Here is a 12,356-nt window from a genome sequence, read left to right as displayed (position 1 = left end):
GGTTAGAAATTCTCCCGCTTTACCGCGTACGCCGTCCGTCCCGAAAAGTTTCATTATCAAATCCTCAATTCAAATAAATTTTTCTTATTCTAGCAAAAATTTTGTATAATTATCATTTATCAAACAAATTTTTAAGGAGCCAGTGCTTGAGAGGAATCATCAAAACGCATCTCGATCAAAAACAATACGGTTTTATAAAAGGCGATGACGGCAAGGATTACTTTTTTCGTTATTCGTCGTTTGATGATACGGATAAAAGTAAAATATGTGAAAAACTTCTGGTAGATTTTGATCCAAAAGCAACGCCAAAAGGATACGTAGCCACAAAGATACAGGTGGTAGGTAAAGGAGCTGTAGGTTATGCATCACCTGATAAATTTCTCTGTAGTGTAACGGATAAATTTAGAGATTTTGAAATTCTTGAATTTTCGAAATGGATGGTAATGGGTAGCTCTAGAAATCCTAACGAAGCGAAAGAAGATATGATTAATCGAGCTAAAATGATTGGAGCAAACGCACTTGTAAAAGTAGAATACTTTCGATCCACGGGGGAAGAAACGAGCGACAGCGGAAGAGGAACACATTATTTTACCATACATAGTTGTAGAGCAATAGCGGTAAATATAGGTAAAAGAGTCGTTAATGGCAGTATAATTGACGATTTTATTTGTATTGATAAAAGAGCCGCTTATTTAAAAAGTAAACTTGTTGCAAAAACAAGAAGAGCTAAATTGTATAGGCTGATATTTTGGATAGTCATATTGTGTGTATCTTTAGGTTTATACGTTTCGAATAGAGTAATATTTGCAGTTATCCTTATCGTCATAGCGTATATATTTAGTCATGCTACGAATTACGATTGGTGGCTAGTAGAAATTTGAGAGCAAAACAAGTTTTAAATACCGCTTAAATTAAGCGTCGATTAAATATTTTTTACGTATAATCGCAGGTTCAAATTTAACCGAAAGGGACGTTATGGCAAATCACAAATCCGCCGAAAAACGCGCGAGACAAACCATAAAAAGAACGGAGCGAAATAGATTTTATCGCACCAGAGTAAAAAATATCACAAAAGCTGTAAGAGAGGCGGTCGAGAGCAAGGATCTAGACGCAGCGACTCAGGCTCTAAAAACGGCTAATGAAAGCTTCCACAGCTTCGTAAGCAGGGGCTTTTTGAAAAAACAGACCGCGAGCAGAAAAGTAAGCCGCCTAGCCAAACTTGTAAATTCTTTAAAAACCGCTGCGTAAGCGCCCCTTACGCATAAAATTTAAATGCTAGCCGATAAACTAAAGCCTTTTTTGGATCGCTACGACGAGCTTTCGCGCATGCTTAGCGATCCCGCAGTTACCGCAGACATCGCTAATATGACGGCGTTATCTAAGGAGCAGCGCAATATCGAGCCGATCAAAGAGGCAGCTAGCGAGTATCTTAAAATTTTAAATCAGATCGAAGAAAACAAAGCCCTGCTAAGCGATGCCGATCTAGGCGAACTAGCCAAAGAGGAGCTTAAAAGCTTAGAGACGCAAAAGCCCCAGCTCGAAGAAAAAATCAAAATTTTGCTGCTTCCAAAAGACCCCAACGACGATAAAAATATCTTTCTTGAGATCCGCGCCGGTACGGGCGGCGACGAAGCGGCGCTATTTGCGGGTGATCTGCTCGGCGCGTATCTGCGCTACGCCGATCTTCGCGGCTATAAATGCGAGATCGTAAGCACTAGCGAAGGCAGCGTCGGCGGCTATAAAGAAGCGATCTTGCTCGTAAAGGGCGCGGGAGCGTATTCGCGGCTGAAATTTGAAGGCGGCACCCACCGCGTGCAGCGCGTCCCTGAAACGGAGAGCCAGGGCAGGGTGCATACCTCTGCAATCACCGTCGCCGTCATGCCCGAGATCGAGGATAGCGAGATACAGATCAATCCGAACGATCTTCGCATCGACGTTATGCGCAGCTCCGGCCACGGCGGGCAGTCCGTAAATACCACCGATAGCGCCGTTCGTATCACTCACATCCCGACTGGTTTAGTCGTCACCAACCAAGACGGCAAGGACCAGCACAAAAACAAAGAGGCGGCGATGAAGGTGCTAAAGGCGCGCCTTTACGATATGCAAGAGCAGGAGCGGCTTGAAAAAGAGCGCAAAGATCGCAAGGATCAGGTAGGCACAGGCGACCGCTCGGGGCGAATTCGTACCTACAACTATCCGCAAAACCGCATCAGCGACCACCGCATAAATTTAACGCTTTACCGCCTAGACGCGATCATGGCGGGCGGTTTGTTCGACGAGATCATCGACCCGCTCATCGCGCACTCTCAAGCCGAGGCGATCGCAAACGCGGGCTATTGAGCCTTTTAAAATTTAGACCTTACATCCACCCGCTTTACCAAATTTTGCCTCGATCAAAAGCACCAAGATGAAGAAAATTTTTTCGTCGTTAAACTTCGCAAGCTCGCGCAGGCCTTGATCTGCGCTTACAAGCTTGATGCCGTTTGATTTCAAAATCTCAGCGAGCTCGTCCGGCTCAAAGCCCATTTTATTAGCGATTTCTCTGATATTATAGCGCTCGATCGCGCCGATTATGCGATCCATATTACAAAAGCCGGGATTTTTGCGGCTCAAAACCACGTCCAAAAACTCGCTCCAGAGCTTTACGAGCTTCTTTCGCCTTGTGATTATATGCAAGATCGCGACGCAAAGCAGGCCAAATCCCGCGATCTTATGCAGGCTCATCCACGTCTCGTCGTACTCGCCGCGCGCAAAGTAGGCGCCCGAAAAGCCCAAAATGCAAAGCGCGCAGCCTAGCAACATGATGAGCACAAATTTATAAACAATCCCTGCTTTAAGCATAAAATCTCCTTATCTCGTTTTTAAAATTTAGCGGCTTAGGCGTAGCGCACGCGAACGCTACGGCGGCGTTACGTCTCGTTGGTCGCCGCTATCGTATCGCCTCGGCGTTATTGCGCCGCCCGCACTGCTGCTTGTCTATACGCTCCGCAGATCGCCATCATCGTATCGCGACGTTTGCGCTACTTGCACTGCGCTTTCCCTGCATACGCATCCTGTCGATCGCGGTTGCCATATTGCGGCATTTTATGCTGTCGCCGCCGCAATCGCGCCGCGCCCTTGTGCTGCCGATCCGCCGTCACGGCCGCGCTGCTCGCTTCGATCGTAGCGCCGTTACGATGATGATTTGCCCGAGCGAAGGTTATGTCACACGGCGCCGAGTAGGTACGTATCACCGCTCCGCTTCTCGATTACGGCGTGCCGTCTGCGCCGCCGATGTGTTACGCGCCATCCGACGCGCTACCGACTTATCGCGACGCCCGCGCATCGTGCCGCTGCCGCAGCCCGCGCATTTAGCACGCCGTTACACTACCGATCACGGCTCGGTTTAAAATTTTATCTAGGCGGCGTCTTCTTGGCGGATCATCTTGCGTTTAAATTTTATCGACTTAAATTTCCGTACAGAACCGCGATCGCGCACTGCCGACCGACTTCCGAGCTACTCGTTACGCCGTAAATACTTACCTACGGCGGTGCTATGCCGCCGACTGCGTGCGAGCGCCTAGCCGCGCGGGTGCCGATGCCCATGTATGCGAACACTTAGCGCCTAGGCTAAATTTTATCGCCGTTTAATATAAACGAGTAATTTTAATAAATCTGGATTTAAAAAGATATGAATTTAAAGGCGAAATCCCTGCGGAGTGAAATTTAAAGGGCCGAATTTAAAGCTCTATCGTCCGCTCAAATATCTCTTCAAGCCCCGTTTGATGCACGATCGCTAGCATGCCGAGGCTAGACATATCCGCGCGCAGACCAAGTAGTAGCTCGCGCGCCGAGGCGAGATCGAGCGCGGACGTGATCTCATCGGCAAAAACAAAGCTCGGCTTGTGATAATGAATACGTGCGAAACTAAGCCGCTGCGCCTCTCCGCCGCTTAAAATTTTAACGTAATCGGCGCGCGAGTTTAGTATGCGAGCAAATTTCTCAAGCCCTACGCTGCGTAAAATTTCTAAAAATTCCGCGTCGTCTGCGTGCGTCGTCTGCGGATAGGAAATGAGCTCTTTTAGGCTAAGCGGCGCTAGATAGGGCTTTTGCGGGATAAACATCACGCCCGTGCGCGGCAGACTGATCTCGCCGCGGCCATATCGCCAAAGCCCCGCCGCGTAGCGCAGAGCCGTACTTTTGCCCGCACCGCTCTTGCCTCGCAGCATTATAAACTGCGCAGGCGCAAGCTCGAAGCGTAGATCCTCGATCAGCGGCTCGCCCGCAGGTGTGAAGACCGACAAGCCCTCGCAGCGAGCGGAATTTTCGTCGCTTTGTTTGACGCAAGCACGCAGATTTGCGCTCTCGCCGTCCATGCGCGAGATGAACTCATAGATCCTCTGCACGCTCGCCGCCCACTCCATGATCTGCTTGTAATAATCCATAAACCACGCAAATCCGTTCTGCACGCTGTAAAATGCCGAGCGCGCCTGCATCATGTCGCCAAAGCTCATCGCGCGCGACAAATACAGTGGCAAGCAGGCAAAGATCGGGATCAAATTTGTGATTTTTAGGTAGCTTGCCGAAAAGCATTCGAGGCGAAATTCCGTATTCATAATGCTGCGCCAATTTCTCATGATCTCGCTGAAGCTCGCGCGGAAGCGGCCGCGCTCGGCATCCTCTCCGCGCATAAAGGCTACGGCTTCCGCGTTTTCGCGCACTAGCAGCAGATCCGAGCGGTAGTCGGCTTCAGCGCGCTGCTTGGTGAAATTTAGCCCCCTAAGCCTGCGCCCGATGAGATGCGTAATCAGCGAGCAAAGAAGAGTATAAATAAGCGCGACGTAGAGCAAAAAGCCCTCGATCGCAAAGTGCATGCCGAAAATTTCAAATTTCAGCACCTTCGAAACCTGCCACAAGATCGCGACGAAGGCGATGAGCTTGGCGAGATTGTAGACGAGCGATTTTACGAGATCAACGCTTTTTTGCACGAGCAGCAAGCTGTCCTCGGCGATACGCTGATCGGGGTTGTCTAGCTTTGCAATTCCCCGGTCTTCGGAAGCTTTAAACGAACCTTTGGCATCCGCTTCGGTTGCGGGGCACCCAGCCCGCGCCCTCACGGACGCCGCACGTTCGTTTAAATTACCCGTATCTCGTCTTGAATATTCTTTAAAATCTTCCTTACGCTGCTGGTTTAAATTTTCGTTCACATCGGTGCCACTCGCCTCGCTTGCAAGATACTCTGCGCGATCGCTCGCAGAGCCCACGCATTCGTTTAAGCCATCCGTATCCTGCTCCAAATATGCTTTAGTATTATCGGCGTTTTTTGAATTTTTAAAATTCTCGTCGCTACGATCGTTTAAATTTTTATTCTCGCTTGCGCCGCTTTGCTCTGCTGCATTTTGCTCCGCCGTGCTCGGTAAAATTTCAAACCCCTTTGCATCTTTATGTAAAGCCGCACTGCCCGCTTCGGCTGCGGAACACTCTGCACGCTCATTTAAATTTACGTCGCCGGGTTTTTCTAAATTTGATCCGCCCCTGGCGCTAAAATTTCTATCAAGGCTCGTGCGGTAGAAGTTTGCGTTATGTAGCCATTTGCGCTCCATCATCGCGCTTAGCCGCTCGCGCCAGACGATCACGAGCAGTTTGCGAAGCCAGCTGCCGCAGACGATGAAAAGCACGATGAGCGCAGTGTAGAGCAAAAACTCGCCCACGAGCGCGGGAATGAGCTCGCCTTTAAGCTCGCTTAGCGCGTCGTAAAAGCGCTTGTCCCACGCGTTCATCAGCACGCTGATTTTGATGATAGCTAGGCTAAAACCAAGCGCGAGCAGCAGCAGTGCCCACAGCTTCGCCGCGCCCTTGCCGAACCAGTGTGGACGTAGAATTTCAAAAAAATGCTTTAGGGTTTTCAAATTTTCTCTTTAAATTTTAAAATTTAGCGCCGATTACAGCGAAATCGCGGGATTAAATTTGATCCCGCAGCCTCGCGAGCGGATTTTATGCTCGCAAGTCTGCGCGTTTAATTCGCTTGGAATTTCGCGAGATTAAATTTTATCGCCCGCGATCGCCCGCGCCAATCAATCGTTAATCAACCAAATCGCGAGCTAAATTTTAATCCCGCGGCTTCGTTCAAATTTTACCCGCCTCGCTACGTGCTACTTGCGACAAAGCCTAGTCTCGCGCCTCTGCGCTCGCTTTATCCGCGCTCTTATAAAGCGCGGAATTTATCCAAGGCCGCGTGCGAGTTCGGTCAGTCCGAGTTCGCATAAGCGCAAAATTCCATCCGCACCTAATACGTATAATTTAGCGTCAACATAAAATTCCGCGGCTCGCCGTAGTAATTATTCATCCCCGCGACGCGATTTTGCGTATTTTGAAAATACTTCTTATCCGTGATGTTTTTGACCGCAAAATTTACGCTAAAGTGCTTGTCAAAATGATAGCCGACATTTGCGTCCCACAGCGTGTAAGCTTTCTGCGGCGCGGCGTAGTACGCAACGCTTTCGCGATATATCGAAGCGGTTTTGCTCTGATAGCGCATGCCGGCGCCCAAAGTAACCTTACGATTTTCGCCGAGCGGAATTTCATAGTTCGTATAGAGCTTAAACAGATGCTTCGGAATGTAGCGTTTGGCGTTTGCGCCCTTGCTATAATCGACCGCTGCGGAGGTTCTTTCCGTCTTTAAATAGACGCTGCGGTTGAAAGTATATCCTGCGAATAATTTCCAATCATCCGTAAGCGAGCCTTGCAGCTCGGCATCCACGCCGCGGCTTCGCACCTTGCCCTCGGCGATGGAGTAGTTCGTATTGATAGGATCGGTCATCGCTCTATTTTTCTGAATGATCTGAAATAGCGCGACATTCGTATTAAGCGCGCCATCAAAAAATTCTCCCTTCACGCCGGTTTCTAAATTATAGCCGACGACGGGATCCAAAATTTTACCGTCCTTGTCGCGCGCGGCTTGCGGCTCAAAAATTTCGGCATAGCTTGCGTACCACGAAAAATTATCCGCAAAGTCCCAGACCACTCCCGCATACGGCGTGAAATCCGATTTGCTCGGGCTCGCGCTATGCGAAGCCGTGCCGCGCAAAATATTATAATAATACCTGCTGTAGGTTACCTTCGAAAAGCGCCCACCAAGCAAAAAGTGAAAATCGTCGGTTAGGTTTAATCTAGTCCCGAGCGAGATCGCGCGCTGCTTTATGGTAGTGGAGCTTCGGTCTTTAAATGTAGCAGCACTGCTCCAATCGGGCTGAGCAATCCTTGAGCGGTCCCAGTTATAAATATTCATCCCCAGTGACGCCATAGACGAATCTCTCGTTCTAGTCTCGCGCCAATTAAGCTTTTCGTTGCTAAGCGAGCCGTTTAAGAAAAAGTCGTGCTTCTGCCCAAATGCCTCGAATTTGCCGTCTAGCCCCGTTTAAAACCCGATCTCTTTGGAGTCGTTATCGTAAATTCTATATCGCACCGTATGCGACGTAGTGCCGTTGTAAGGATCTGCCCCGCTGAGCGCTCCGAATTTTAACATGCTGTCGCTATCGGTATAATTGAGCCTCGCATAGGCTTTCAGATCATCGCTAAATTCGTGCGAGAGTTCGCTGTAGGCGTTAAATTTTTTATATTCGCTTCTGTCCCAATCCGAGCCGAAGTAACTTCTGCGCGGTAAATTCAGTAAATTTCCATGATTGTCTAAAACGGGCACGCCGTAAATATCATAGACGCCGACGGTTTTTTGCCACAAAAATCCCGCGTTAAGAAGCGTCTTATCGGCCACGTCAAATTCCGTCGAAACGCCGATGCCTTCGCGATAGCCGTTGCGCGGATAGTCCTTAAACGAGCCCGTTTTACTTAAAATTCCGATCAGCCGCGCGCGTGCCGTACCGCTTTGATTTATCGCATCCGTTACGTCGATCATACCGCGATAATTATCCCAGCTACCGCCGCTTAGACTTGCATTAAAGCCGAACTGATCGCTCGGACGCTTTCGGATTAAATTTATCGTGCCGCCGGGCTCGCCGTTGCTTTGCGTAAGACCCGCTACGCCGCGCAGAACCTCGACGCGATCATAGAATTCCAAATCGGTAAATTCCTTCGATGAGCCCAGAGGCCCGAACACGGAGCTAGAAACCGAGCTTGCGATGCCGTTTTCTTGGATATTATCGACATAAAAGCCGCGCGAGACGATGCGATTGCCGCCCGCGTCGTTATTTAGTGAAATGCCGGTGGCGTATTTTGAAAGAGCCTCTTCGGCGTTGTGCAGGCTCAGATCTTTTAAAAGCTGATTGGAGATGACGCTTATGGACTGCGGCGTTTCTCTTATGCTTAAATTTAGCCCCGTCGCGGTGCTCATATTGCCCGTCGTATACGAGCCGGTGCCCTCGGTAGTGGATAGATCGGCCTTGCCCGTAACGTTTATGGTGCCGAGATTATCGCCGTCTGAGCTCTGCGGCGCAGAATTTTCTGTGCCACCGCTTTGCGACGTGGAATTTGTGGCGGTAGAACTCGCTGGCTCTTGCGTAGAGCTTTTCGGTGCCGCATTATTGGCGGCGGGATTTGAAGCAGACGGCGCGGAGTTCCGTGATACGGCGGCTGCACGTGAGCTTTGTGACGACGAAATTTTAGAGGTGGAGCTCGCGACGGACGAGTTTTGAGAAGTGCCGCTATTTTGCGCCGCAGTAAACCAAAACGGCGAGCAAAGTAGCGCAAAAGAAAGTAAAATTTTGCCCTTTTTCATAAAAATCCTTTTTAGATTTTATAATCCATATCAATTTATTGGCGGGATTATCTTACAATTCTTCTTAAATAATAATAAAATTTTTAATAAACTAAATCATAAAATTTTATATGCAATTACTAATTTAACGGAATTTAATAAGATCTATTGACGAATTATTAAGCAAAATTTCTATGAATTTTAAAAAGTATATGAATTTGAAAAACGAAGGATTGAAAAATTTAAAATTCTAAAATTCCGCCGCTTTAAAATAACGTAAGCGACGGAATTTAGCGTTTATCGGCGTTTGGTCTTGCGATTACGATAGCACTAGCACCGGTACAAGTGCATTGTGCAAGATATCCTCGGAGACGCTGCCTAAAAAGAGCTTTTTGAAAAAGCCCTTCGTAAAGGCACCGGTAGCGATCAGATCGAGGTTATTGGCGCGGCGATATTTGATGATCTCATCGGCGGGAACTTCGGCTTGGATGTATTTGAAAGTGGCGTTTTGAGTGCCCAAAATTTCGCGCGCCAGATCCAGCATCCGCTCGCCCTCTGCGGCACCCGCATTGATGTGCAAGACATGCTTATGCGCGCTCGCAAGAAGCTTTGAGCCCTTTATAAACTCAAGCGTGCGTTTCGCCGCGTCAGTGCCGTCAAACGCAATGAGCACGGAGTTAATAGGTGAAAATTCCTTATTCACGAGCAGTGACGGCACGTGAAGCTCCTTTATCAGCACGCTTGCGTTAAAGCCTACGTCCTCGTTATTTGAGCCCTTGATACCGAGTACAAAAATTTCAGCTTCGTCCTTGTACTCAGCGATAACGTCGATAAAATCGCCATCTTTGATGATCTTACTCGCCTTTACGCCCGCAGCAGTCGCAGCGCAGATATATTCATCCAGCATCGCTTCAGCTTCTTCGTGGTCTTTTTCCACATCCACGCCGCCTAATGTGGGACTTCCGTAGCTATTTGCAAGGATATCATTCTCTCCTAGGACGATTCCGCCTGCGGCTAGCCCATAAAAATTCTCGCCAAGCTCTGGGATTTCAACCACGTGAATAAACACGAGCTCGACACCCAAGGTTTTAGCGACGTAAATTCCGTAATCTCTAACCGCTGGGGCAAGCGCATTTTGATCGACGCAAGTGATGACCTTTTTCATTTTTCGTCCTTTTAAAGATAAAATTTTAATCAAAATAAGCTTATCAAATTTTGTATAAAAGTTATTTAAATTCGGCAGACTTGAATTCGGCACGGACGATTTTGTGAAATTTAAAGCCGCGTCGTAATGGATATGTGAGGTGCGGGTATGCTTGCGACAAGTTAGCTCGGACTCAGCGTGGTAGGTGGGCGCGCTGTACAGACGCGGCAGACAAGGTGTGGCGCGGGCGGTTTTAAAATTTATCAAGCCGCTAAAAGTGCGGTTTAAAGCGCCGTTATTGCGGTTAGTAGCCCAAAGATGATCCCCGGGAAATTCGCCGCGGCGAGCGGATAGTCCTTTTTAGGCTTTAAAAGACCGTAGCTAAGCTATATCGTGCAGTTTATCGCGGCTGCGAGCGGCTGGAGAAACGGGACTTTGTTGCCGTCTAAATTTACCATTATATTCGGCACATAGGATACGTACATTATGACCGACAGGCATGTGCCCGCCCAACCTAAAATTTCTGAATTTCTTTCGCTCATCGGCTTCCTTGTTTTTAAGATACGTTTCAAATTTACGAATGAAACAAAGCGGGATTTTAATACGCCAAAGATAAGAAACAAATTAAAAGATGGCTAGAAATAAAATTTGACTTTAAATTTATCGCGGCGGCTCCTCGCTGCTTGCATCTGCATAAATTTTTAAGACGGCGTTTGAGGCTCGCATTTTAAAAAAACAGAGAAATTTAAAACGCCGGACAATGGTTGAAATTTAAATTTCAAAGAGATAAAATTTTAAACGACTGAAGCCAAATTTAAGTAAAATTTTGTAGAAAAATTACGGTAAAATTTTAAAAATATGAGAAGTGAATTTTTATAATTTCTCGGACGTTAAAGATAGGAGCGTTTGCCCTAAGTGCGGGGGCGAGCTGCAAGATTATGCCGAGATAGAAAAGTGGAATCAAGCAGAAAAGAATAAAAAGCTTGAGAAATATTATAAATTTGAAGAGGAGTGGCTAAAGAAGGTGCAAAATCAGCGCGATGAGGAATAAAATATTCAAAAGATAGGCGCAATTAAGGTACAAAATTTTAAAATTGCGTATGTATTTAAAAGCAATATCATAAGGCGTTATAAATAGAATTTCGATAAAGGAGCGAAAATAAGATGAGAATTTTGACATTAGTATCAGCCATATTTTCTATAGCGGTATTTAATAGCCTAATGTATCCAAATAAAAGATAGGGCGCATTTTAAGTAGGAGAAGAGATGAGAAATTTTGTTATATCTTTTGTCGCATTATGCCTATATGGGTGCAGTCCTACGATTTTAGGGCATAAAATCACTTTTGCAAAACACAAAGACGATGCCTTTTACGGCGAATGTGGCGAAAAAATAGATCAAAAAATTATATATAAATTTAAAGATAGCGTTATTCGTAAAATTTTCTATGAAGATAAAGAGGAATTTGCTTATTATGATGAGATGGTCATCCCGATTCAATCCTGCGAAGGCAAATGGTGTAAAATTTACTATCCTTGCGGTCAAAAAGAGTATTTTGTAAAGAAGGACGACATAGTAAAAAGAAAGTACTAGCCGCCGGGCGAAAGAACTTAGCGCGGATTTTAAAATTTCAATACGCGCAGAGTATCTTAGGCGCGTATAGCGTAAATTTAAAGCGGCTTGAGAAGCAAATAAAACAAGAAGGATTCAAAAATGAAAAGCGTAAAAGGTATTTTCCGTTATCTTTTTCCGGTAAGAGATGGACGAGAACTGTATTGGATTAAAATTCCAAAAGGGCAAAGCGGTCGTTTTGGAAAAGAATTTATATTCGAGCCCGAATCGATTGCGAAATCGGACGCGCAAAAACTCGGTATAAAAATAGATCCAAAGCTTTTAAGTGATAAGCGAATTAAATTTCATATACGCGATATGTATTATAAGACATATTATGATATAACATCTTTCGGTATCGATGAGAGCTACGCCGATTCGCGGCAAATAGATCTTGATTTGGAAGACATAAAACAAATTGTAAAATCGGATGCAGACGATCCTTATTATGTATATGGCTATAGCTTAAACATAGAGCAGATGAGATCTTTTGGATGCCTTGATATGGTTAAGCCCGGTTTTTCATACTTCTTTGGTTCCTCTGCCGGCCATGAAAGAATAATCAAAGCTCCAAATAGTGGCGATAAAAATATAAAAGGCTGCTATATAAATGTCTTTGATAGCGATACGGAAGCCTTTTACGTGGCATTATTGGACGTTAAGCTGCCTTTTAGCGAAGTTGCGAAAATAGTCCGCCCGCTGAGCATAGAGGCAAATATCCACTATTCTTATAGCCTCTCCGAAGAGCAGATTATAAAATTGGGATTTCCTGAAATTTTAAAAGAAAATGGCGGCAAAATCGACGCTCAAATATCGGTAGAGATAGCATAATCTCATAATTTAAAATTTAGCCGTTAAAAGGATTAAATAATGCAGCCCAAAATTAGAAATTTATGCGTATCACTGGAAAAT

Annotated in this window: 11 protein-coding genes and 1 pseudogene; 6 read left to right on the top strand and 6 right to left on the bottom strand. The window is 46.3% G+C overall.

Going from position 1 to position 12,356, the window contains the following annotated elements; all coding sequences use genetic code 11:
• Positions 1-146: 146 nt before the first annotated feature.
• The 3 genes from Q0413_RS01005 (at position 147) to prfA (ending at position 2,340) form a co-directional block, all read left to right on the top strand.
• Positions 147-881: a cold shock domain-containing protein gene (locus Q0413_RS01005; RefSeq protein WP_298063078.1), complete on the top strand. Its 735-nt coding sequence runs from the start codon at positions 147-149 to the stop codon at positions 879-881.
• Positions 882-975: 94 nt separating this feature from the next.
• Positions 976-1,248, top strand: a complete 273-nt coding sequence (gene rpsT, locus Q0413_RS01000) for a 30S ribosomal protein S20 (protein WP_291938896.1) — start codon at positions 976-978, stop codon at positions 1,246-1,248.
• A gap of 24 nt (positions 1,249-1,272) precedes the next feature.
• Positions 1,273-2,340, top strand: coding sequence for a peptide chain release factor 1 (prfA, locus tag Q0413_RS00995; RefSeq protein WP_297945543.1), 1,068 nt, complete (start codon positions 1,273-1,275; stop codon positions 2,338-2,340).
• Positions 2,341-2,352: 12 nt separating this feature from the next.
• On the opposite strand, the gene Q0413_RS00990 is transcribed toward prfA, so the two are convergent.
• The 6 genes and pseudogenes from Q0413_RS00990 to Q0413_RS00965 all read right to left on the bottom strand — a co-directional run bounded on the left by Q0413_RS00990 (position 2,353) and on the right by Q0413_RS00965 (position 10,375).
• Positions 2,353-2,841, bottom strand: a complete 489-nt coding sequence (locus Q0413_RS00990; RefSeq protein ID WP_298986361.1) for a chemotaxis protein — start codon at positions 2,839-2,841, stop codon at positions 2,353-2,355.
• Between the two features lie 878 nt (positions 2,842-3,719).
• Positions 3,720-5,888 carry an SbmA/BacA-like family transporter gene (locus Q0413_RS00985; RefSeq protein WP_298986358.1) on the bottom strand — a complete coding sequence of 723 codons (2,169 nt, stop codon included), beginning with the start codon at positions 5,886-5,888 and terminating at the stop codon, positions 3,720-3,722.
• A 377-nt stretch (positions 5,889-6,265) separates the two neighbouring features.
• A pseudogene (locus Q0413_RS00980) lies at positions 6,266-7,384 on the bottom strand (TonB-dependent receptor); the annotation flags it as partial.
• A gap of 12 nt (positions 7,385-7,396) precedes the next feature.
• Positions 7,397-8,710, bottom strand: coding sequence for a TonB-dependent receptor plug domain-containing protein (locus tag Q0413_RS00975; protein ID WP_298986356.1), 1,314 nt, complete (start codon positions 8,708-8,710; stop codon positions 7,397-7,399).
• Positions 8,711-9,008: 298 nt separating this feature from the next.
• Entirely contained in the window at positions 9,009-9,854 is an 846-nt protein-coding gene (locus tag Q0413_RS00970; protein WP_298986353.1) for a universal stress protein, read from the bottom strand.
• A gap of 365 nt (positions 9,855-10,219) precedes the next feature.
• Positions 10,220-10,375, bottom strand: a complete 156-nt coding sequence (locus tag Q0413_RS00965; RefSeq protein ID WP_298986350.1) for a hypothetical protein — start codon at positions 10,373-10,375, stop codon at positions 10,220-10,222.
• 323 nt (positions 10,376-10,698) lie between these two features.
• Between Q0413_RS00965 and Q0413_RS00960 the strand changes: the two genes are divergently transcribed.
• From Q0413_RS00960 to Q0413_RS00950, 3 genes are all read left to right on the top strand, one after another.
• Entirely contained in the window at positions 10,699-10,884 is a 186-nt protein-coding gene (locus Q0413_RS00960; protein ID WP_298986348.1) for a hypothetical protein, read from the top strand.
• A gap of 215 nt (positions 10,885-11,099) precedes the next feature.
• Entirely contained in the window at positions 11,100-11,426 is a 327-nt protein-coding gene (locus Q0413_RS00955) for a hypothetical protein (RefSeq protein ID WP_298986346.1), read from the top strand.
• A 120-nt stretch (positions 11,427-11,546) separates the two neighbouring features.
• The gene (locus Q0413_RS00950; protein ID WP_298986343.1) at positions 11,547-12,275 is read left to right on the top strand and encodes a hypothetical protein; all 729 of its coding nucleotides are present in this window, start codon (positions 11,547-11,549) and stop codon (positions 12,273-12,275) included.
• Positions 12,276-12,356: the final 81 nt, after the last annotated feature.

Source organism: uncultured Campylobacter sp. (assembly GCF_938045465.1).
GTDB lineage: Bacteria > Campylobacterota > Campylobacteria > Campylobacterales > Campylobacteraceae > Campylobacter_B.
The sequence above is the reverse complement of the archived record's forward strand: the minus strand, read 5'-3'. Positions and strand labels throughout refer to the sequence as shown.